The organism is Stenotrophomonas sp. YJH_SMC_81, assembly GCF_059370875.1.
Genome location: NZ_JCAFUB010000001.1, coordinates 499,345 through 521,339, shown reverse-complemented (window position 1 = coordinate 521,339; position 21,995 = coordinate 499,345). Strand labels below are relative to the sequence as shown.

Genomic DNA, 21,995 nt, shown 5'->3' with positions numbered 1-21,995 from the left:
AATCTCGACCTGCGCCGCTTCATGCGGCGCTTTTTTTTCCCCGCTCCTTCGATCGACAGAGGATCCCATGCCGACCGAACCCGCTACTGCCCTGATCAGCAACGATATCGTTGGACTGGGCCTGATTGCCGCCACCCTGGCCCTGATCTTCTGGGCCGCCAGTGGTCCGACCCCGCTGTTGAAGAAGATCTTCGCCTGGGTGCCGGCACTGCTGCTGTGCTACTTCATCCCCGCCATCTACAACACCGCCGGTGTCATCGATGGCCACAACACCTCGCTGTACAACCCGGTCGCGCGTGACGTGCTGCTGCCGGCCGCGCTGGTCCTGCTGACGCTGTCGATCGACCTCAAGGGCGTCATCAAGCTGGGGCCGAAGCTGTTGCTTGTGTTCTGTGCCGGTACCGCTGGCATCATGCTCGGTGCGATCGTCTCCTTCCAGCTGATGAAGCTGATCCATCCGGAAACGGTGGCCGGTGATACCTGGGCCGGCATGGCCGCGCTGGCCGGCAGCTGGATCGGTGGCGGCGCCAACATGGTCGCCATGCGCGAAGTGTTCGGCACCGATGCCACCACCTTCGGGCAGTTCGCCGTGGTCGACGTGGCCTGCGCCAGCCTGTGGATGGCGATCCTGCTGTTCCTGGCCAACCGCGCGCAGCAGATCGACACCCGCAACGGGGCCGATACGCGTGCCATCGACGAGATGAAGGCACGCATCAGCGCCTACGAGGCACAGAACGCGCGCATTCCCAGCATGACCGACCTGATGGTGATCGTCGGCGTGGCACTGGGTGGCGTCGGCCTGGCCCACGCCATCGCCGCACCGCTGTCGGGCTGGTTCAAGGCCAACGTCAGCTGGGCCAGCCAGTTCAGCCTGGACAGCCAGTTCGTGTGGGTGATCCTGCTGTCCACGGCGATGGGCCTGGGCCTGAGCTTCACCCGTGCGCGCCGGCTGGAAGCCGCAGGCGCTTCGCGGTTGGGCACGGTGTTCCTGTACTTCCTGATCGCCTGCATCGGCATGCAGATGAACCTGCTGTCGCTGCTGGATCGGCCTTGGCTGTTCCTGCTCGGCGCGATCTGGATGGCCACGCATGTGCTGGTGCTGTGGGGGGTGGCCAAGCTGCTGCGCGCGCCGTTGTTCTTTTTCGCGATCGGTTCGCAGGGCAACATCGGGGCGGCCGCCTCGGCTCCCGTGGTGGCCGCGGCCTTCCATCCGACGCTGGCGCCTGTGGGGGTGCTGCTGGGGACGGTGGGCTATGCCACCGGTACCGGGTTGGCCTATGTCACCGGCCTGATCCTGAAGTGGATGGCCGGCGCCTGAGTTCTGACCGGACGTTCCTGTTGCGGGTTCGCGGCGTGCGCCGCGAACCCGCTCTGCCCGTGCAGGGCCGAGCACGCGCTCGGCCTTCTTTTGCCTGCGAAAAGACCGTCCCGGCCCTCAACAGCAGCGGCCACCATTGCGTCCGCCGTAGCGCGCTTCCTGGCGCTCGCGGAAGAACGTCTTGTAGTCCATCGGCTCCTGGTCCGGATGCTTTTCCAGCATATGCCGGACGTAGTTGTCGTAATCAGGAATGCCACAGCACAGTCGTGCGGTCTGCACCAGGCGCCGCCAGATGCGGCGGTGCGCCTGGTACTGGCCGGCGGGAACCAGTTGCGTACTCATCACAGATCCACCATTTCATGTGGCTTCAGCGCCACGTAAGGGGTCTCGCGGTCGCTGCGCTGCGGATTGCGGCGTGCCGCCAGGATGGTCTTGATCGAATACACCAGGACTGCGCCCACCACCAGCAGGAACAGCGCGGTCAGGCCGGTATTGACGTAGGCGTTGACCACGATCTGCTTCATCTGCGCCACCGACTTGGCCGGCGCCGTGATCGTGTCGCTGGCGAGTGCGGCCTGGAACTTGTGTGCCTGTGCCAGGAAACCCTGCGCCGGGTTGCTGTCGAAGATCTTGATGAAGCCGGCATAGGTGGTGCAGATCAGCAGCCACACCGCCGGTACCGCAGTGACCCACGCATAGCGGTCGCGCTTCATCTTGAACAGCACTACCGTGCCCAGCATCAGCGCGATACCGGCCAGCATCTGGTTGGAGATGCCGAACAACGGCCACAAGGTCTGGATGCCGCCGAACGGATCGACCACACCGGTGTAGAGCAGGTAGCCCCACAGCGCCACGCAGCCGGCGGTACCGATGATGTTGGCGGTCCACGACTCGGTCTTCTTCAGCGCCGGGACGAAGTTGCCCAGCAGGTCCTGCAGCATGAAGCGTCCGGCACGGGTGCCAGCGTCCACCGCGGTCAGGATGAACAATGCTTCGAACAGGATCGCGAAGTGGTACCAGAACGCCATCATTGCGTCGCTGCCACTGGGGATCGCTTCGTGCAGGATCTGCGCGATGCCCACCGCGAGTGTCGGTGCGCCACCTGCACGATGCAGGATGGTCGGCTCGCCGATCGCCGCCGCGGTCGCGGTCAGCTGCTCCGGCGTGATGGTGAAGCCCCAGGTGTTGGTGATGTAGTGCGCCGCCGACGCCGCATCGGCGCCGATCACCGCCGCCGGGCTGTTCATCGCGAAGTAGATGCCCGGATCGATGATCGAGGCCGCGACCAGCGCCATCACCGCCACGAACGATTCCATCAGCATGCCGCCGTAGCCGATGTAGCGCATGTGCGCTTCATTGGCCAGCAGCTTCGGCGTGGTGCCGGAGGAGATCAGCGCATGGAAACCAGATACCGCACCGCAGGCGATGGTGATGAACAGGAACGGGAACATGCCGCCTTTCCACACCGGGCCGTCGCCACTGGCGGCGAACTGGGTCAGCGCCGGCATCTTCAGTTCCGGCATCACGATCAGGATGCCGACGGCCAGCGCGATGATCGTGCCGATCTTGAGGAAGGTCGACAGGTAGTCGCGCGGGGCCAGCAACAGCCACACCGGCAGCACCGATGCGACGAAGCCGTAGCCGATCAGCATCCAGGTGATCTGGGTGCCGGTGAACGTGAACGCCGGGCCCCACACCGGGTCGGCGGCGACCTTGCCGCCGTACCAGATCGCGGCCAGCAGCAGGATCAGGCCGACCACCGAGATCTCGCCGATCTTGCCGGGGCGGATATAGCGCATGTACACGCCCATCAGGATGGCGATAGGCATCGTCGCGATCACCGTGAACATGCCCCACGGGCTTTCAGCCAGCGCCTTGACCACCACCATCGCCAGCACCGCCAGGATGATGATCATGATCAGGAACGCACCGAACAACGCGATGGTGCCAGGTACCTGGCCCATCTCTTCTCTTACCAGGTCGCCCAGCGAACGGCCGTTGCGACGGCTGGACAGGAACAGCACCATGAAGTCCTGCACCGCACCGGCCAGCACCACGCCCACCACCAGCCACAGCAGTCCAGGCAGGTAGCCCATCTGCGCGGCCAGGACCGGGCCGACCAGCGGGCCGGCGCCGGCGATGGCGGCGAAGTGGTGGCCGAACAATACGTGCTTGTTGGTCGGCACGTAGTCCAGGCCATCGTTGTTGATCACCGCCGGCGTGGCCCGGGTCGGATCCAGCTGCATCACCTTGTTGGCGATGAACAGGCTGTAGAAGCGGTACGCCACCAGGTACAGCGAAACCGCGGCGACGACGATCCACAGCGCATTGATGTGTTCGCCGCGGCGCAGGGCCACGGTGCCCAGACAGAAGGCGCCGAGCAGGGCGAGGACCGCCCAGCCTATTTTGGAAAACCCTTTCATGAGGTGCTCTCTCCCGGAAAGACAGTCAAAGAGTCCCGCGTGCCCTCGACAGGGTCAATTGGCACAGGACGAATCGGCGGTAGTACTTTGGTCGTACGCTTGTTGTGCTGACGTGCAGCGAACATCAGGGATGGAACAATCGGTTGCGGCGCCGTCCATTGGCGTGTGGCCGTGCGGCGTCCATCTTCAGTGGCATCCATCCAACAGGAGTCGCCATGAGCTTTCCCGAACCGGTCCGCGTGCTGCGGACCATCCGTGGCATGCCCACCTCCGACGGTGCCGGCGTGCGCCTGACCCGCGTCATCGGTGGCCCGACGCTGCCCGACCTCGATCCGTTCCTGCTGCTCGATGAATTCGGCACCGACCGCGCCGAGGACTACATCGCCGGTTTCCCGGAGCATCCGCACCGCGGATTCGAGACCGTCACCTACATGCTCGACGGGCGCATGCGGCATCGCGACAACCATGGCAACGAAGGCCTGCTGACCCCGGGCAGCGTGCAGTGGATGACCGCTGGCCGCGGCCTGGTGCACTCGGAGATGCCCGAGCAGGAAAGCGGGCAGATGCGTGGCTTCCAGCTGTGGGTGAACCTGCCGGCGAAGGAGAAGATGACCGAGCCGAAGTACCAGGAGTTCGCGCCTGAGCGGATTCCCGTGGTGCACCCGGAAGCGGGCGTGGAGGTGAAGGTGATCGCTGGCACGGTCGATGGCACCCGCGGCCCGATCGTGCAACCGGCCACCGACCCGCTCTACCTCGACATCACGTTGGCGCCCGACCGTGCCTGGACCTATGCGCTGCCGGAAGGGCACAACGCCTTTGCGTACGTGTTCGAAGGTGGCGTGACCGTGGGTGAGCAGGACGCCGCGCGCGACGTCGCTCGCCAGGAACTGGCGGTGCTGGGCGGTGGCGAGCAGTTGCACATCTCGGCCGGCAATGAAGGCGCGCGCCTGATCCTGGTGGCCGGCCGTCCGCTGCGCGAACCGGTGATGCGCCACGGGCCGTTCGTGATGAACACGCGGCAGGAACTGATGCAGGCCTTCGTCGATTTCCAGGAAGGCAAGTTCTGACGTAGTACCGGCCGCTGGCCGGCAACTGCCTCGCCTGGAGGCGGATCGGGGTGCCGGCCAGCGGCCGGCACTACCGTTGGATCGGGTCGCGCTGCGGGGATGCTGCCAAGCAGTCATCCCCGTCATCCTCAGCGCCCGGCGGCCACGGCCGACGGGGTCAGGCTCATGCCCTGCGCCAGCTGTTGCAGTGACCCCAGCTCCTGCGCGCTGTCCGGATACAGCGAAATCTGCGCGTAACGCCCCTTGTCGAGCTTGACCACGCTGATGCGCCGTTCGGCATACCCCGGCGGTTGCTGGCCGCCCAGGTCGGGCTGGTACCAGTACAGCGATTCACCGCCGAAGCTGCCTTTTTCCTGCCGCAGCGAGCGGTTCAGCGGAATGGACGGATCACGCGCGCTGAGCATCAGGCTCAGCACTTCGCGGCCATCAGGGGTGCTGGCGCGGCAGACCAGGAAATCGGCCTGCACCTGCTGCTGCCACTGCAGACCGCTGCTGGCCGGCAGCGAAGGACATTCGGACGGCGCCTGCGCGGCGGCCTGGGCCGCAGCGAAAAGCAGGCTCGACAACATGACAGGCACGAACTTCATGCATCCCCCAAGGTGATGAATTGGTTGGCTTCGCCAGCGGAGCCGGCGACCATGGCATCCCATCCCCGGACGCCACCCCATCCGGCATGTGCACGGACGGTCAACTCAACCTTAACGGAACGTGAGCAATCGCACAATTCGCGGTTGCAAGCGCAACCATTGCGGCCGACCGTCGGCCGCAATGGTTGCTGCGGGGATCAGCGGTCGTTGCCGATCCACTTGTAGATCAGGCCGCCAATCGCGCCGCCCAGCAACGGGGCGACCCAGAACAGCCACAACTGGCTGACCGCACCGCTGCCGGCGAAGAAGGCCACGGCCGTGGAGCGGGCCGGGTTCACCGACGTGTTGGTGACCGGGATGCTGATCAGGTGGATCAGGGTCAGCGACAGGCCGATCGCCAGCGGGGCGAACCCGGCCGGTGCCTTGCCGTGGGTGGTACCCATGATCACGATCAGGAACACCGCCGTCAGTACCACTTCGCACAGGAAGGCCGCAGCCACGCTGTAACCACCGGGCGACAGCGCGCCATAGCCATTGCTGGCGAACGCTCCGGCCTGGCTGCCGTCGATGGCGAAGCCACTGGCGCCGGAGGCGATCTGCAGCAGGATGAAGCCGGCCAGCAGGCCGCCCGCAACCTGGGCGATGATGTACGGCACCAGGTCCTTGGTCGGGAAGCGACCACCCGCCCACAGGCCGACGCTGACCGCCGGATTGAAGTGCGCACCGGAGATATGGCCGAACGCATAGGCGCCGGTCACCACGGTCAGGCCGAAGGCGAGCGCCACGCCGAGGAAGCCAATACCCAGCGGATTGCCGTCACCACCGAACTTGGCGGCCAGCACCGCACTGCCACAGCCACCCAGAACCAGCCAGAACGTGCCGAGGAATTCGGCGGACAAGCGTTTACCCATGCTCATGTGTTGCACTCCTTTGACGGTCGAAAGTGTGATTTATGTCACATTTCAATGATCAGCGGGTGACTGTAGCGTCAACGCCGGGTGCAGGAATACACCCTCGGCTGTGTGCAACACGCGATGCTCAGTACTGCGGCAGCGGGATGAACTCCTTGTCGTCGCCGGGGATGGTGCCGAAGCGACCGGCTTCCCAATCGTGCTTGGCCTGCTCGATACGCTCCTTCGAGCTGGACACGAAGTTCCACCACAGGTGGCGCGGGCCATCCAGCGGCTCGCCACCGAACAGCATCGCCTTTACCGGTGTCTTTGCGCGCAGGCGGCCGCGTGCGCCGGCTTCGGGGATGACCAGGTGCTGTGCGGGGATGTCCACGCCATCCAACTGCGCGTCGCCCTCAAGGATGTACAACGCGCGCTCGCGGTGGCCGTCGTCGATGTCGATTTCCGCGTCCGGGTCCAGATCGATCGCCACATTGAGCGTATCGGCGAACACTTTCACCGGCGATTCCTCGCCATAGGCGCGGCCAGCGATCACCCGCAGCCAGGCGCCGTTGCGGCGCTGCTCGGGCAGGGTGGCCGCGGCATGGTGATAGAACGCCGGCTCGATTTCCTCATGCGACTTCGGCAGCGCGACCCAGGTCTGCATGCCGTGGATCGGGTTGTCATGGTCGCGGTCCGGTTGCGGTGTTCGCTCGGAATGGGCAATGCCGCGACCAGCGGTCATCCAGTTGACGTCACCGGGACGGATCACCTGGTCCGATCCAAGGGTGTCGCGGTGGCCGATCGCGCCCGACCACAGGTAGGTGACCGTGGCCAGGCCGATATGCGGATGCGGGCGCACGTCGATGGCGGTGCCGGGGTGCATCAGTGCCGGGCCCATCTGGTCGACGAACACGAACGAACCGATGCTGCGCGCCTGCAGGGTGGGGACGGCGCGACGGACTTCGAGGCCGCCGATGTCGTGCACGCGCGGGGCGATGATGGTGGTCATGCGGGCGTTCTCGCTGGCAGGGATCAGGTGGTCAGCATCGCATGCGGCTGTGACGGGGACATGCCTCGTATGGGTAACAGGGTGTTCCAGCCAACGGCGCAGCCCCTCGTGGCTGGTCGCTTGGTCGCTGACGGCACAAGCACAAGCCGTGCTTGGCCGGGCGGGGTGGGTTCGCGGGGGACGCCGTGAATCCGTCCGTGGAGGCTTGGCCGCGGCATCCATGCCGCGGACACCCCCGCGAACCCACCCCGCCCGGCCCCTGACAGTTTCCGTGTGCGTCCAGCCACGGAGAAGAAAAAGAAAATCAAAATCAAACGCCGGTCGCTTCGCTCGCATCCACGAATGGTGTGGATCAAGCATGCCGACCAAGGTCGACACCTACCAGTCATCGCAGTTCATCAACCGTCACCGGGAAACTGTCAGGGGTGGGACGGTGTCGGGGTGCGGGGGTCACTTCAAGGACGGGTTTACGGCGTCCCCGCAACCCGACACCGCCCCGCCCAGCAAACAGAAAAGCCAGAGCCGGCTGTTGCTCCGGCTCCGGTTCTGGCTCCGGCTCTGGCTCTGGCTCTGGTTTTTGCTTCGGCGGTTGCCTCTGCAGGTGCCGGGCCGCAGGCCCGGCCGATCAACTCAAACCACTGGTTCGCGCAGGGCGGGGTTGTCCCAGCCCGGGCGCGGGGCGAAACGGTCGCCGTGGCGCTGCTGCAGCGCCTTCAACCGCTCGACGATCGCATCGGCACCGACCGCACGGATGTGCTGGATCGGACCGCCGCGGAACGGGGCGAAACCGGTGCCGAAGATCACGCCGGCATCCAGCAGGTCCGCATCGGCCACCACGCCTTCGTGCAGGCACGCCACTGCCTCGTTCAACAGCGGCAGGATCAGGCGGTCTTCCAGGTCGGCCGGGGCCGGGTAGTCGCTGGCCACGTCCGGCTTCTTCGGCTTGCCGTTTTCCCAGGTGTAGATGCCCTGGCCATCCTTCTTGCCACGCTTGTCCGGTTCCACCGTCTGCAGCGCGGCCGGAATCTGCAGGCCCAGGAACGGCGCCAGTTCGCGGCCGACACCGGCGGCCACGTCCAGGCCGACGGTATCGATCAGTTCGATCGGACCCATCGGCATGCCGAACTTCACGGCGGCCTTGTCGATCACCGGGCCCGGGATGCCTTCGGCGTACGCGGTGGCGGCTTCCAGCATGTACGGGAACAGCACGCGGTTGACCAGGAAGCCCGGACTGCCGGCCACCGGCACCGGGAACTTGCCCAGCGCCTTGCAGAACGCGGCCAGGCGGCGCTCGGTCTCCGGCGCCATGCCATCGTGGTGGATGATTTCCACCAGCGGCATCTGTGCTACCGGGTTGAAGTAGTGCAGGCCGGCGAACTGCGCCGGGCGCTGGATGTGATCGCGCAGTTCCACCAGTGGAATCGACGAGGTATTGGTGGTCAGCAGGGCGTCCTGCTTCATCTTCGGTTCCAGCGTCTGGTACAGCGCACGCTTGGCTTCCGGGTTCTCGATGATCGCCTCGATCACCAGATCCGCTTCGGCAACCCCATTGCCTTCCAGGTCGGCACGCAGGCGTGCGGCCACGGCGGGGCGCTTGCTTTCGTCGCGCACCTTCTTGGCAAACAGCGCCTGCGCGCGTTCCATGGCCGGGTCGATGAAGCGCTGCTCGCGGTCCTGCAGGGTCACCTCGAAGCCCTTGTAAGCGGCCCACGCGGCGATGTCGCCGCCCATCACGCCGGCGCCGACCACGTGCACGTGACGGATGCCGGAATCACCACTGCCCAGGCCCTTCAGTCGCTCGGTGAGGAAGAAGATACGGATCAGGTTGCGCGCGGTCGGTGTACTGGCCAGCTTCACCACGGCGCGCCGCTCGGCGTCCAGGCGGGCCTGGATCGGCTTGCCGCCACTGCGTTGCCAGGTGCTGATCAGCGCGTACGGCGCCGGGTAATGGTCCTTCTTCGCCTTGCGTGCGACCTGCTTGACCATCTGCGGCGCCAGCAGCCTGCGTGCCAGCCAGGTGTTGGTGGCCCATGCCGTCGCGCGCTGCTTGAACGGGCGGGTGGTACCGGACAGCGCCAGCGCGACGGCGGTGTCGAGCACCACCGCTGGCGCCACCACCTTGTCGACCAGGCCGATGCCACGCGCGGCCGAGGCCGACAGGGTGCGGCCGGTCAGCATCATGTCCATCGCCGCCGGCGCGCCCACCAACTGCGGCAGGCGGGCGCTGCCGCCCCAGCCCGGGAAGATGCCCAGCTGGGTTTCCGGCAGGCCGATGCGGGTGCTGCTGTCATTGGACGCCACGCGGTAGCGGCAGGCCAGCGCCAGTTCGGTGCCGCCGCCCAGGCAGTGGCCGTGGATCGCCGCAACGGTGGGGCAGGGCAGCTCGGCCAGCTTCTGATAGGTCGCCTGGCCACGACGGATCGCGTCGTTGACAGTGCCGCGACGGTCGAATTCCTGGAACTCCTTCAGGTCGGCACCGGCAATGAAGCCGGCCTTCTTCAGCGACTGGACCACCACGCCCTTGGGCGGGTCCAGCGCGATGCGCTCAAGCAGGTCGCCCAGCTCCAGCAGCACGTCCTGCGACATCGCGTTGACGCTGCTGTCCTGACGATCCAGGGAGAGAACCACCACGCCGTCGTCGCGGATCTCGGGGTGCCAGTGGCTGAAGCGGAGACCATCGAAGCCTGAGAGCATGGACGTTCCATCCGGTTGTGTATGGAGAAGCGGCTATGATCCAGAGGTTGTTTCCCTCGCGTCAAATCCCAATAGCAGGGGAGTGGCGCCCCCGGATCCATGGCCGTGGACCGGGACGCTAACGGAACGGTGGTTAAAAGCTGGTGCGGCGCCAGGTGATCGGCGACTGAACTTTTCCCGGGATTGGCAGTCTCATTGCCCGACGTCGGTTGGGCTGACAGGAGTGCGGCCCCTCATGGCCGAGGTTGATACACCACAGGAGCTGGATCTGGAACTGGTCCGGCGCGTGCAGCACGGCGAGAGTGCCGCCTTCGATGTCCTGGTGCGCAAGTACCAGCATCGGGTGGTGGCCCTGGTCGGTCGCTACATCGCCGACTGGAGCGAATGTCAGGACGTCGCCCAGGACACTTTCATCCGTGCCTACCGCGCGATCGGGAGTTTCCGTGGCGATGCCCAGTTCTCAACCTGGTTGCATCGAATCGCCGTGAATACCGCCAAAAACTACCTGGCTTCACACAATCGACGGCCGCCGACCGATGACATCGACATCGGCGATGCCGAACAGTTCGACAGTGGTACGCGCCTGCGTGACACCGACACGCCCGAACGCGAGTTGATGCGCCAGGAGCTGGAACAGACGGTGATGAAGGCCGTCAACGCGCTGCCGGAAGAACTCCGGTCAGCGATCACCCTGCGCGAGGTGGAAGGCCTGAGCTACGAGGATATCGCGCAGAAGATGGGGTGCCCGATCGGCACGGTGCGTTCACGGATCTTCCGGGCGCGCGAGGCGATCGACACCGAACTCCGGCCGCTGCTGGACATCGGCAGCGCCACCCGTGAGAAGAGCCGCGTATGACCAGTAACCCGTTCAACGAATCGCAGAACCATCAATCGCCCGCCGGGCAGCGCCTGGACCAGCGCCATCGCGAGCAGCTGTCGGCCCTGGTCGATGGCGAGCTGGGCGCCGATGAAGCGCGCTTCCTGCTGCGCCGGATGGAGCACGACCCCGAGCTGGCCGGCTGCCAGGAACGCTGGCAGCTGCTGGGCGACGTGATGCGCGGACAGGCGTCGGCGCTGGCGCCGGCCGGCTTCAGTGCCGCCGTGGCTGCCGCCATCGCGGCCGAGCCGGCGCCACAGGCCGAGCCGCGTCGCCAGGTACGTCGCAGTGGCTGGCGGGCCTGGGGCGGCGGCGCCGCCCTGGCCGCGTCGGTGGCCGCCGTCGCACTGTTCATCGGCGGCGAGAAACTGAAGGAGGCCACGCCGGGTGAACCGCTGGCGCCGCAGGTGATCGCCAGCCAGGCGGAACTGCCACCGGCGCCAACCGCGCCGGCCCCGGTGACCGAAGCATCGGTGGATACCGCCGCGATGGCCGTGGCGGCGGCGCCGGCTGTGGCGATGGCTGCTACCAGCCGTCGCCAGGACGCCCGCCGCGCCAGTGCAACCCGCAGCCAGCAGGCCGCGCGTGCCGCCCAGCGCGATGACGCTCCGCAGCGCGCCATCGCCGCCGTGCAGGCACCGCTGGCTCCGACCGTACCGGCCAACGCCAACCACAACCTGCCGTTTGGTGAGGTCGGTGGGCTGCAGGCCCGGCCATGGCCGCGCTCCAGCCTGGCGCCCGCCGCCGGTGGTGCGCTCAATGCCAGCTTCCCGGCCCATGCCGGTGGTGCCGCGTTCTACCCGTTCGAGCCGCGCCTGCAGGACGACCTGCCGGTGCCGCCGCGCCCGCGCGACTGAGCCGGGCGCCTTCACGCCCCGCCGTCGGCGGGGCCCGTATTCCTCTTTCCACCCGATCCGGAGGTTGCCGTCCGATGACTCCCCGACTCCGCACGCAGGCCATTGGCCTGCTGGCCCTGACCCTTCCCCTGGTGGCCTGCGCACAGGCGCCGGCGCCTGCCGCGCAGACCCAGCCTGCGCCGGCCGCGGCGCCGCGGGCGCCTGCACAACCGCTGGTCAGTGGCTTGCCTGACTTCACCAACCTGGTCGAACAGGTCGGCCCGGGCGTGGTCAACGTCGACACCACCATCGTCCGCAACAACCGCCAGGCCTCGCGCGGCCCGATGGGCGACGATGACATGCCGGAGTTCTTCCGCCGCTTCTTCGGCCCTGACTTCCCGATGCCGGGGCAGGGGCCGGGTGGGCAGGATGGCGGTCCCAGCATCAAGGGGCGTGGCATGGGATCGGGCTTCATCATCTCGCCCGATGGCTATGTACTGACCAACTACCACGTGGTGGCCGACGCCAGCGAAGTGAAGGTCAAGCTGGGCGACAGCCGCGAGTTCACCGCCAAGGTGGTGGGCAGCGACCAGCAGTACGACGTGGCCCTGCTCAAGATCGATGGCAAGAACCTGCCCACCGTGCGCGTGGGCGATTCCAACACCCTGAAGCCCGGTCAATGGGTTGTCGCGATCGGCTCGCCGTTCGGCCTCGACCATTCCGTTACCGCCGGCGTGGTCAGCGCCGTTGGTCGCAGTACGGGGGGGCCGGACCAGCGCTACGTGCCATTCATCCAGACCGACGTGGCGATCAACCAGGGCAATTCCGGTGGGCCGCTGCTGAACACCCGCGGCGAAGTGGTCGGCATCAACTCGCAGATCTTCTCGGCCTCCGGCGGCTACATGGGCATCAGCTTCGCGATCCCGATCGACCTGGCGATGAGCGCGGTCGAGCAGATCAAGAAGAGCGGCAAGGTCACCCGCGGCCAGCTCGGCGCGGTGGTCGAACCGATCGATTCGCTGAAGGCGCAGGGACTGGGCCTGCCGGACAGCCGCGGCGCGCTGGTCAACCAGATCGTGGCCGGCAGTGCGGCCGCCAAGGCCGGCGTGCAGGTGGGCGATGTCATCCGCTCGGTCAACGGCAGCGCGGTCAACAGCTGGTCCGACCTGCCGCCGCTGATCGGTGCGATGGCGCCGGGCAGCAAGGTGAACCTGGTGGTTTACCGCGACGGCAAGCCGCATGAGCTCAGTGCCACGCTGACCGCACTGAGCGAGGACGGGCAGGCCAATGCCCGCGGGCCGTCGGCTGGCGGTGGCGAGGCGGCTCCGCAGACCGGTGCCAACGCCCTGCTGGGGCTGGACGTCAGCGACCTGAACGCGGCCCAGCGCAAGCAGTTGGGGCTCAACGGCAATGAAGGCGTGCGCATCACCGGGGTCAAGGGCCAGGCGGCACGCGATGCCGGCCTGTCGCCGGGCATGGTGATCCTGCAGGTCGGCCGCACTGCGGTCGGCAGCGTGGATGCCCTGAACCGGGCATTGTCCAGCTTCAAGAAGGACGACGTGGTGATGCTGCTGGTCCGCACGGCCAACGGCAACAGCGCCTTCGTGGCGGTGAAGGCCGGCCAGTAAGGCTCCTGCCGGGGCCGCTTCGGCGGCGCCGACGCGGCCCCCGAAGCCCCGCCCCGGCGGGGCTTCGGCCGTTCTGGCCCCGGCCCGATGAGGCAGTTTTCGCGGGCGGGCGCCGGGCATGCGATAATCGACCGTTACCCTGACGACGCCGCGCGCCGCCGCCACCTATGTCTTCTGATTCGATGCGGAACATCCGCAACTTCTCCATCATCGCCCATGTCGACCACGGCAAGTCCACGCTGGCCGACCGCATCATCCAGCTCTGTGGTGGCCTGCAGGCCCGCGAGATGGAAGCGCAGGTGCTCGACTCCAATCCCATCGAGCGCGAGCGTGGCATCACGATCAAGGCGCAATCGGTGTCACTGCCGTACCTGGCCAAGGACGGGCAGACCTATCACCTGAACTTCATCGACACCCCCGGCCACGTCGACTTCTCCTATGAAGTCAGCCGCTCGCTGGCCGCCTGCGAAGGCGCGCTGCTGGTGGTCGACGCGGCGCAGGGCGTGGAAGCGCAGTCGGTGGCCAACTGCTATACCGCAGTGGAGCAGGGCCTGGAAGTGGTGCCGGTGATCAACAAGATCGACCTGCCCACCGCCGACATCGAGCGCGCCAAGGCCGAGATCGAGGCCGTGATCGGCATCGACGCCTCCGACGCCGTGCCGGTCAGTGCCAAGACCGGCCTCAACGTGCAGGACGTGCTGGAGGCGATCGTCCATCGCATCCCGCCGCCGGTGCCGCGCGACACCGACAAGCTGCAGGCGCTGATCATCGACTCGTGGTTCGACAACTACCTGGGCGTGGTCTCGCTGGTGCGCGTGATGCAGGGCGAGATCAAGGCCGGTGACAAGCTGCAGGTGATGTCGACCGGCCGCAACCACCAGGTCGACAACGTCGGCGTGTTCACTCCCAAGCGCAAGGTGCTGCCGGCGCTGCGTGCCGGTGAAGTGGGCTGGGTCACCGCCAGCATCAAGGACGTGCATGGTGCGCCGGTCGGCGACACCCTCACCCTGGCCGGCGATCCGGCGCCGAAGCCGCTGCCGGGCTTCCAGGAAATGCAGCCGCGCGTGTTCGCCGGCCTGTTCCCGGTCGATGCCGAGGACTACCCGGACCTGCGCGAAGCGCTGGACAAGCTGCGCCTGAACGATGCCGCGCTGCGTTTCGAGCCGGAAAGCTCCGAAGCGATGGGCTTCGGCTTCCGCTGTGGCTTCCTGGGCATGCTGCACATGGAGATCGTGCAGGAGCGCCTGGAACGCGAATACAACCTGGACCTGATCAGCACCGCGCCGACGGTGGTGTATGAGGTCCTGAAGACCGACGGCTCGGTCATCAACATGGACAACCCGGCCAAGCTGCCGCCGGTGAACCAGGTCGAGGAGATCCGCGAGCCGATCATCCGCGCCAATGTGCTCACTCCCGAGGAATACATCGGCAACATCATCAAGCTGTGCGAAGAAAAGCGCGGCAGCCAGATCGGCATCAACTACCTGGGCAGCCAGGTGCAGATCAGCTACGAGCTGCCGATGGCCGAGGTGGTGCTGGACTTCTTCGACAAGCTCAAGTCGGTCAGCCGTGGCTATGCCTCGCTGGACTACCACTTCGTGCGCTTCGACGCCGGCCCGTTCGTGCGCGTCGACGTGCTGATCAACGGTGACAAGGTCGACGCACTGTCGCTGATCGTGCACCGCAGCCACGCCGACCGCCGTGGCCGCGAGCTGTGCGAGAAGATGAAGGACCTGATCCCCCGGCAGATGTTCGACGTGGCCATCCAGGCCGCCGTCGGCTCGCAGATCATCGCCCGCACCACGGTCAAGGCGATGCGCAAGAACGTGCTGGCCAAGTGCTATGGTGGCGACGTCTCGCGCAAGAAGAAGCTTCTGGAAAAGCAGAAGGAAGGCAAGAAGCGCATGAAGCAGGTCGGCCGCGTGGAGATCCCGCAGGAAGCGTTCCTGGCCGTGCTGCAGATGGACAACAAGTAAGCCCGCACCGGCCTCGCGGGGCCGGTCGTCTGGTGACGTTGCAAAGGACCCTGAATGAAACTGTTTGAGATCCTCCTGGTCGTGCTGACCCTGGCCTCGGGCCTGATCCTGCTCGCCGACAAGCTGTACCTCGCCAAGCGCCGCGCCCAGCGCGCGGGCCTGCTCGACACCGAGCCGGTGCTGGTGGACTACTCGCGTGCATTCTTCCCGGTGCTGGCGATCGTGCTGATCGTGCGCAGTTTCATCGCCGAGCCGTACAAGATCCCGTCCAGCTCGATGATGCCGAACCTGCTGATCGGCGATTTCATCCTGGTCAACAAATTTTCCTACGGCCTGCGCCTGCCGATCAGCAACACCAAGATCGTCCCCTTCGGCGAGCCGTCGCGCGGCGACGTGGTGGTGTTCCACTTCCCCGGCCACAGCGACAACGACCCGGCCAAGGGCGAGAACTTCATCAAGCGCGTGATCGGCGTGCCGGGTGACACCGTGGTCTTCGAAGGCGACGGCGTGATCCTCAATGGCGAACCGCTGAAGTACGACAACAAGGGCATCTATGCCGGCCACAAGGGCCAGGGCGAGGGCGCCAACCTGCTGGTCGAGCACCTGCCGGGCCGTACCCATACCGTGCTGGAGACCGACTATCCGCGTGGCCAGGGCCAGTGGACCGTACCGGCCGGCAAGTACCTGGTGATGGGCGACAATCGTGACAACAGCGACGATGGCCGCTTCTGGGGCCTGCTGCCGGAAGAAAACCTGCGCGGCAAGGCCTTCCTGATCTGGCTGAACTGCCAGGGCTGGTTCTGCAAGGATGGCTTCGAGCCGTCGCGGATCGGCTCGAGCATCAACTGAGTACCTTCACATCCAACGCGTATCTGGGGAGAACGCAATGAAGACGATGAACACGCAGCGTGGCATGACCCTGACCTCGTTCCTGGCGGTCCTGATCGTGGTGGGTTTCTTCCTTTACATCGGCATGAAGCTGTTCCCGATGTACCAGGAGTATTACGCGGTGCGCTCGGCGATGAAGAGCCTGGCCAAGGAGCCGGGCGTGGGCAGCATGGAGCCGGCCCGGATCCAGGATCTGTTCTTCAAGCGCCTGTACATCAATTACTCGGAAAACGTGAAGCCGGCCAACGTGAAGTTCGACCGTCGCGACAATGGCTGGACCCTCAAGGTCAACTACGAAGTGCGCCGTCCGCTGGTCGGCAACCTGGACGTGGTTGGCAAATTCGATTCATCCCAGGACCTGACTCGAAGCGGTGCCGAATAAACCTTTCCAACGTGGTGACCTGATCGGTCATCCCTTCCGCGACCCGGCGCTGCTCAAGCAGGCGCTGACGCATCGTAGCGCCGGTGCGCCACACAACGAGCGCCTGGAATTCCTGGGCGACAGCATCGTCAACATGATGGCGGCCGAGGCGTTGTACCGACGCTGGCCCAAGGCTGACGAGGGCGCGATGACCCGTGCCCGCGCCGAACTGGTGCGTGAGGGCGCGCTGGCGGTGATTGGACGTAGCCTGGAACTGGGCGAGCGGCTGATCCTGGGCCCGGGCGAAATGAAGTCCGGTGGCCACCGTCGTGATTCGATCCTGGCCGACGCGGTGGAAGCCGTGGTGGCTGCGATCTACCTGGATGCCGGTTTCGAGGCCTGCCGGGCGGTGGTACTGCCCTGGTTCAGCGCTTCGATCGAGGCACTGCCGGCCTCCGGCCGACCCGAGAAGGACCCCAAGACCCGCCTGCAGGAATGGCTGCAGGCCCGACAGAAGGCGTTGCCGCAGTATGAACTGGTGTCAGAATCCGGTGACGACCACGCCAAGCACTTCCGGGTACGCTGCAACGTAGCCGACCCGGCCGCCAGCACCGAGGGCGAAGGCGCCTCGCGGCGGCTTGCCGAACAACAGGCGGCTGCGGCCGTCCTAGAACAACTGGATTCCAAGTGAGCGAACAAACTCCCCATCATTGCGGCAGCGTGGCCGTCATCGGCCGCCCGAACGTGGGCAAGTCGACCCTGACCAATGCCCTGGTCGGCGCCAAGGTCAGCATCGTCTCCAACCGTCCGCAGACCACGCGTCATCGCCTGCTGGGCATCGCCACCTATCCGGAGGGCCAGCTGGTGCTGGTTGACACCCCCGGACTGCACAAGGTGCAGAAGCGGGCGATGAACCGGGTGATGAATCGCGCCGCGCGTGGCTCGCTGGAAGGCGTCGATGCCGGCCTGCTGGTGATCGAAGCCGGTCGCTGGGATGAAGAGGACAGCCTGGCGTTCAACGTGCTGCGCGACGCCGGCATCCCGGTGGTGCTGGTGGTCAACAAGATCGATCGCCTGAAGGAAAAGGGCGCGTTGCTGCCGTTCCTGCAGCAGGTGACCGAGGGTCGCGACTTCGCCGCCGTGCATCCGATCTCCGCGCAGAAGCGCAACGGCCTGGAAGCGCTGGTGCGCGACGTGCTGAAGCTGCTGCCGGAAGCCCCGCCGATGTTCGGCGAGGATGAGATCACCGACCGCAGCCAGCGTTTCCTGGCCGGTGAACTGGTGCGTGAGCAGCTGATGCGCCAGCTCGGCGAGGAACTACCGTATGCCACCACTGTCGAGATCGAACGCTTCACCGAGGACGGCAACCTGCTGCGCATCGGTGCGGTGATCTGGGTCGAGCGTGAAGGCCAGAAGGCCATCGTGATCGGCAAGGGCGGCGCCCGCCTGAAGGAGATCGGCGCCAAGTCCCGCCTGCAGATGGAGCGTCTGTTCGGGGCCAAGGTGTTCCTGGAAACCTGGGTGCGCGTGCGTGAAGGCTGGTCCGACGACGAGGCCGCGCTGAAGGCCTTCGGTTACGAGTAAGGCGTTGTAGTCGCTTCGATGATGATCGAGGACGACACCGGCTTCGTGCTGCACGCACGGGCCTACCGCGAGACCAGCCTGCTGGTCGAAGTGTTGAGCGCACAGCATGGCCGTATCGGCCTGCTTGCGCGTGGCGTGTCCACTGCCAAGGGCCAGGTGCTGCGCGCCGCCCTGCAGCCGTTGCAGTGGATCCGCTTCAGTGCCCAGCAGCGGGGTGAGTTGGCCCAGCTGCGTGGCGCCGAGGCGCTGGATGCCGCGCCACGCCTGGTCGGGCAGGCGATGCTGGCCGGCTTCTACCTGAGCGAACTGACCCTGCGCCTGGCCCCGCGCCAGGACCCGCTGCCGGAGCTGTACCTCGCCTACGGCGAGGCGCGTGCGCGGCTGGCGGTGGGCGCTGGCCTGGCCTGGACCCTGCGCCGTTTCGAACGCGAGCTGCTGTCTGCGCTGGGCCTGGGTTTCGAGCTGGACAGCGCCAGCGATGGCCAGCCGATCGACCCGGCGGCGCGGTACGAACTGGACCCGCAGGAGGGTGCGCAGCGCCTGTTGAGCGAGCGCGGCGGGGAGCGCCGGGCAGCCGCCACCGGGTCGGCGCTGTTGGCGCTGGCGGCTGACGAAGAGCCGGATGCCGCCGATCTGGCCAGCCTGCGCCTGCCGATGCGGCGGGTGCTGGCCCATCACCTGGGGCCGCGCGGGCTGAAGTCCTGGGAAATGCTCGAGCAGCTGGCGCCCAGGCGTTGAGGGGTGTTCGGCAGGGCTTGCAGCCCTGCACCTGCCGAGGCCAAAGCAACAGCAACAGCAACAGCGTGCATTCCGTCGGATGGCGGGGTGGGTCCGGTTGAGGGGGGGGCGCTGCAAGTACCCCTCCGGGGCCCGGCCCAGCCGCCAGCGGCTGGGCCGGACCGCGGAGCGGGGTTCACGGCGTGTCCTGCCCACCCACACCGGCCCGCCCAACAAGCAAAGGCCAGAGCCGCTCTGGCTCTGGCCTTTGCTGTTGCCTTGGTTTGAAGCCTCGGCAGTTGCAGGGGCGCAGCCCTGCCGAGCAACCCTCAGTGCAGCAGGGCAGCCACCGCGTCGCGGAACCCCGCCTGGGCCTGCCCGGAATCGGGCGCATGATGCAGCTGGCGCACCGCCCGTCCCAACCGTGCCGCCCCCACGAAGCCACAGCTGGCCTGCAATCGGTGCAACTGGCTGCGCAACTGGCGCTCGTCGTGCTGGTCGACCGCCTGCTCGACCGCGTCGCGCACGCCCGGCAACTCGGCCAGGAACAGTTCGCGCAGTGCGATCAGGTGGTTGCGCTGGCCATTGAGCGCTGCCAGGGCTGCGGTCTCGTCCCAGTCCTGTACGGCCAGTTCGACCGCGGCCGGGGCCTGTGCCATGAAGATCCCCGCCGGGCTGTTGACCAGCGCTCGGCGCACGGCCTTCAGCAGCTGGTCGCGGCCCAGTGGCTTGACCAGCGTGTCGCTGAAACCAGCTTCGCGCAGGCGGGCGTGAATGGAGGCATCGCCGTCGGCGGTATGTGCCAGCGCCGGCGTGTCGGGATGTGAACGGCGCAACTCACGCAACAGCTGCGCGCCATTGCCGTCCGGCAGGTTGACGTCGATCAGCCACAGGTCATGCGAGCCGGGCTCGGCACTGGCCAGGGCACTGGCCAGCGAATCTGCGGTGTCCACATCCGCCGGTAACGTTTCCAACGCCGCCTTGAAAAAACCGCGGCTGATGATGTCGTCCTCGACAAGCAGGAAGCGGGGCCGTGCGGCCCGCGGGGTCATCTGCATCAGGGCTGCCTCCATGTCAGCTGTCCCAATCATCATGCACGACGGCCACGGGCGCAAGCGGGTCCGGGCCCCATCGGTCAGGATCTGCGACAATACGCCCCCATTTTTGCCCGCAGCCTGTTGCCACGTGGCCCGATCCCGCTCCCGCACCGACCGTACCCCGTTCCAGACCGAGATCCTCGACCTCAGCCATGATGGTCGCGGTGTCGCCCGCCGTGAAGGCGAGGGCGGCAAGGTTACCTTCGTCAGCGGCGCCCTGCCCGGTGAGGTGGTGATGGCCGAACAGACAGCCCGCAGCCGCCATTTCGACGAGGCGCGCACGCTGGAGGTGCTGCAGGCCTCGCCGCAGCGGGTGACCCCCAAGTGCCCCCATTTCGGCACCTGTGCCGGCTGCGTACTGCAGCACCTGGACGAGGCCCAGCAGATCGTCGCCAAGCAGCGCGTGCTGATGGACAACCTGGAGCGGATCGGCCATGTGAAGCCGGGCACCGTGCTGCCGCCGCTGGTCGGCGAGAGCTGGGGTTACCGCCGCAAGGGCCGCTTCTCGGTGCGCCGGGTCGAGAAGAAGGACAAGACCCTGGTCGGCTTCCGTGAACAGGATCCGCGTTTCGTCGCCGACCTCAGCCAATGCCTGACGGTGATTCCGGAAATCGGCACCCAGGTCGAGGCGCTGTCCACCTTCATTGAAACGCTCGATGGCAAGCGCGACATCCCGCAGATCGAGTTCATCGCCGGTGACCAGGCGGTGGTGCTGACCGTGCGCCACCTGCAACCGCTCAGCGATGCGGACCGCGCGGCCTGGGCTGCCTTCGGCCAGCAGCATGGGTTCGTGATCTACCTGCAGTCCGGCGGCGTGGACACCGTGCAGCCGCTGGACGGGCAGGGCGTGCCGCTGTCGTTCCGGCTGGCGCCGTGGGATGTCGAGCTGGCGTTCCGCCCGTTGGATTTCATCCAGGTCAACGCCAAGCTCAACGAGAAGATGATCGCCCACGCCCTGGACCTGCTGCAGCCGGGTAAGGACGAGCGCGTGCTGGACCTGTTCTGCGGCCTGGGCAACTTCACCCTGCCGTTGGCCCGCCGTGTGCGTGAAGTGGTGGGTGTGGAAGGCGATGCCGGCCTCGTCGCGCGTGCGCGTGAGAACGCCGAGCGCAACGGCCTGGCGAACGCGCAGTTCTTCAGCGCCGACCTGACCCAGGACCAGCGCAGCACGGCGTGGATGCGCCAGGGCTTCGACAAGCTGCTGCTGGATCCGCCGCGCTCGGGCGCGATCGAAGTGCTGCAGCAGCTGCCGCTGAAGCAGTTCAAGCGCATCGTCTACGTCAGCTGCCACCCGGGCTCGCTGGCGCGCGATGCCGGCTATCTGGTCAACGAACAGGGCTTCACCCTGGTCAGCGCCGGTGCCATGGACATGTTCCCGCACACCGCGCACGTGGAAAGCATCGCGGTATTCGAAAAGCGCTGAGCAGCTGTCATCACCCGTGGCGCATAATTGCGCCATGGGCATCGAAATCGAACGCAAATTCCTGGTCAGCAGCGATGGCTGGCGCACCGCCGCGCATCGGGTGATCCCGATGGCGCAGGGCTACATCAACGACATGGGCGCGCTCGACCGCGGCACCCAGAACGCCTCGGTGCGCGTGCGCATCGAAGGCGACCACGCCGCGCTGAACCTGAAGTCGCGCACTCTCGGCCACACCCGGCAGGAGTTCGACTACCCGATCCCCGTGGAGGACGCGCGCGCACTGCTGGCGCTGTGTGTCGGCGGCCTGATCGACAAGCGCCGCCATCTGGTCGAACACGCCGGCCTGACCTGGGAAGTGGACGAGTTCCTCGGTGACAACGCCGGCCTGGTGGTGGCCGAAGTCGAGCTGGAAAGCGCGGACCAGGCCATCGACCTGCCGGACTGGGTCGGCGCCGAAGTGACCGATGACGCCCGCTACTACAACGTTGCCCTGGCCAGCCGCCCGTATTCACAGTGGTAAACCCCCAACAAGGGGACGGAGGGGATTAAGTCGGCTTTACCCCGCCTGTGCGGAAAGCGACTTAATCCCCTCCGTCCCCTTTTATCGAGGAAGGCGG

The 21,995-nt window shown here is 66.6% G+C and carries 20 protein-coding genes; 13 read left to right on the top strand and 7 right to left on the bottom strand.

Going from position 1 to position 21,995, the window contains the following annotated elements; translation table 11 throughout:
* Window positions 1-67 precede the first annotated feature (67 nt).
* On the top strand, window positions 68-1,318 hold the full coding sequence (locus AC5P8U_RS02435) for a DUF819 family protein (RefSeq protein WP_072169169.1): 1,251 nt from the start codon (window positions 68-70) through the stop codon (window positions 1,316-1,318).
* Between the two features lie 117 nt (window positions 1,319-1,435).
* On the opposite strand, the gene AC5P8U_RS02430 is transcribed toward AC5P8U_RS02435, so the two are convergent.
* Together AC5P8U_RS02430 and AC5P8U_RS02425 are read right to left on the bottom strand one after the other, a co-directional pair.
* Window positions 1,436-1,660: a YbdD/YjiX family protein gene (locus tag AC5P8U_RS02430; RefSeq protein ID WP_005410613.1), complete on the bottom strand. Its 225-nt coding sequence runs from the start codon at window positions 1,658-1,660 to the stop codon at window positions 1,436-1,438.
* Entirely contained in the window at window positions 1,660-3,741 is a 2,082-nt protein-coding gene (locus tag AC5P8U_RS02425) for a carbon starvation CstA family protein (protein WP_005418274.1), read from the bottom strand. Before AC5P8U_RS02425 ends, AC5P8U_RS02430 begins: the two co-directional genes overlap by 1 nt.
* A gap of 215 nt (window positions 3,742-3,956) precedes the next feature.
* Here AC5P8U_RS02425 and AC5P8U_RS02420 point away from each other — a divergent pair, with 215 nt between their 5' ends.
* Entirely contained in the window at window positions 3,957-4,808 is an 852-nt protein-coding gene (locus AC5P8U_RS02420; RefSeq protein WP_053499689.1) for a pirin family protein, read from the top strand.
* A 128-nt stretch (window positions 4,809-4,936) separates the two neighbouring features.
* On the opposite strand, the gene AC5P8U_RS02415 is transcribed toward AC5P8U_RS02420, so the two are convergent.
* The 4 genes from AC5P8U_RS02415 to AC5P8U_RS02400 all read right to left on the bottom strand — a co-directional run bounded on the left by AC5P8U_RS02415 (window position 4,937) and on the right by AC5P8U_RS02400 (window position 9,991).
* Complete coding sequence (locus AC5P8U_RS02415) at window positions 4,937-5,395, bottom strand: hypothetical protein (RefSeq protein ID WP_049414687.1); 459 nt, start codon at window positions 5,393-5,395, stop codon at window positions 4,937-4,939.
* A gap of 197 nt (window positions 5,396-5,592) precedes the next feature.
* On the bottom strand, window positions 5,593-6,312 hold the full coding sequence (aqpZ, locus tag AC5P8U_RS02410) for an aquaporin Z (RefSeq protein WP_134972113.1): 720 nt from the start codon (window positions 6,310-6,312) through the stop codon (window positions 5,593-5,595).
* A gap of 121 nt (window positions 6,313-6,433) precedes the next feature.
* The gene (locus AC5P8U_RS02405; RefSeq protein WP_005410608.1) at window positions 6,434-7,297 is read right to left on the bottom strand and encodes a pirin family protein; all 864 of its coding nucleotides are present in this window, start codon (window positions 7,295-7,297) and stop codon (window positions 6,434-6,436) included.
* A 630-nt stretch (window positions 7,298-7,927) separates the two neighbouring features.
* The gene (locus AC5P8U_RS02400) at window positions 7,928-9,991 is read right to left on the bottom strand and encodes a 3-hydroxyacyl-CoA dehydrogenase NAD-binding domain-containing protein (RefSeq protein WP_495213859.1); all 2,064 of its coding nucleotides are present in this window, start codon (window positions 9,989-9,991) and stop codon (window positions 7,928-7,930) included.
* 235 nt (window positions 9,992-10,226) lie between these two features.
* On the opposite strand from AC5P8U_RS02400, the gene rpoE reads away from it, so the two are divergent.
* The 9 genes from rpoE to recO all read left to right on the top strand — a co-directional run bounded on the left by rpoE (window position 10,227) and on the right by recO (window position 18,879).
* Window positions 10,227-10,847, top strand: coding sequence for an RNA polymerase sigma factor RpoE (gene rpoE / locus AC5P8U_RS02395; protein WP_005418256.1), 621 nt, complete (start codon window positions 10,227-10,229; stop codon window positions 10,845-10,847).
* Window positions 10,844-11,725: a sigma-E factor negative regulatory protein gene (locus AC5P8U_RS02390; RefSeq protein WP_072169164.1), complete on the top strand. Its 882-nt coding sequence runs from the start codon at window positions 10,844-10,846 to the stop codon at window positions 11,723-11,725. The genes rpoE and AC5P8U_RS02390 overlap by 4 nt, the downstream gene beginning before the upstream one ends.
* 74 nt (window positions 11,726-11,799) lie before the next feature.
* Window positions 11,800-13,332 carry a DegQ family serine endoprotease gene (locus AC5P8U_RS02385; protein ID WP_111008361.1) on the top strand — a complete coding sequence of 511 codons (1,533 nt, stop codon included), beginning with the start codon at window positions 11,800-11,802 and terminating at the stop codon, window positions 13,330-13,332.
* Between the two features lie 182 nt (window positions 13,333-13,514).
* Entirely contained in the window at window positions 13,515-15,308 is a 1,794-nt protein-coding gene (lepA, locus tag AC5P8U_RS02380; RefSeq protein WP_005418237.1) for a translation elongation factor 4, read from the top strand.
* A 54-nt stretch (window positions 15,309-15,362) separates the two neighbouring features.
* The gene (gene lepB, locus AC5P8U_RS02375) at window positions 15,363-16,157 is read left to right on the top strand and encodes a signal peptidase I (protein WP_005418234.1); all 795 of its coding nucleotides are present in this window, start codon (window positions 15,363-15,365) and stop codon (window positions 16,155-16,157) included.
* Window positions 16,158-16,194: 37 nt separating this feature from the next.
* Complete coding sequence (locus AC5P8U_RS02370) at window positions 16,195-16,578, top strand: DUF4845 domain-containing protein (RefSeq protein WP_014038086.1); 384 nt, start codon at window positions 16,195-16,197, stop codon at window positions 16,576-16,578.
* On the top strand, window positions 16,568-17,248 hold the full coding sequence (gene rnc / locus AC5P8U_RS02365) for a ribonuclease III (RefSeq protein WP_005418230.1): 681 nt from the start codon (window positions 16,568-16,570) through the stop codon (window positions 17,246-17,248). The genes AC5P8U_RS02370 and rnc overlap by 11 nt, the downstream gene beginning before the upstream one ends.
* Window positions 17,245-18,141, top strand: coding sequence for a GTPase Era (era, locus tag AC5P8U_RS02360; protein ID WP_005410599.1), 897 nt, complete (start codon window positions 17,245-17,247; stop codon window positions 18,139-18,141). The genes rnc and era overlap by 4 nt, the downstream gene beginning before the upstream one ends.
* A gap of 18 nt (window positions 18,142-18,159) precedes the next feature.
* A complete protein-coding gene (gene recO / locus AC5P8U_RS02355) occupies window positions 18,160-18,879 on the top strand; it encodes a DNA repair protein RecO (RefSeq protein ID WP_049447075.1) in 720 nt (239 codons plus the stop codon).
* A gap of 308 nt (window positions 18,880-19,187) precedes the next feature.
* Here the strand turns inward: recO and AC5P8U_RS02350 are convergent, their stop codons facing one another.
* Complete coding sequence (locus tag AC5P8U_RS02350) at window positions 19,188-19,916, bottom strand: response regulator (protein ID WP_447897452.1); 729 nt, start codon at window positions 19,914-19,916, stop codon at window positions 19,188-19,190.
* A gap of 127 nt (window positions 19,917-20,043) precedes the next feature.
* Between AC5P8U_RS02350 and rlmD the strand changes: the two genes are divergently transcribed.
* Both rlmD and AC5P8U_RS02340 read left to right on the top strand, forming a co-directional pair.
* Complete coding sequence (rlmD, locus tag AC5P8U_RS02345; protein WP_088496755.1) at window positions 20,044-21,378, top strand: 23S rRNA (uracil(1939)-C(5))-methyltransferase RlmD; 1,335 nt, start codon at window positions 20,044-20,046, stop codon at window positions 21,376-21,378.
* A 34-nt stretch (window positions 21,379-21,412) separates the two neighbouring features.
* Window positions 21,413-21,898 (top strand): CYTH domain-containing protein, encoded by a 486-nt coding sequence (locus tag AC5P8U_RS02340; protein WP_053500339.1) that lies wholly within the window; start codon window positions 21,413-21,415, stop codon window positions 21,896-21,898.
* Window positions 21,899-21,995 lie beyond the last annotated feature (97 nt).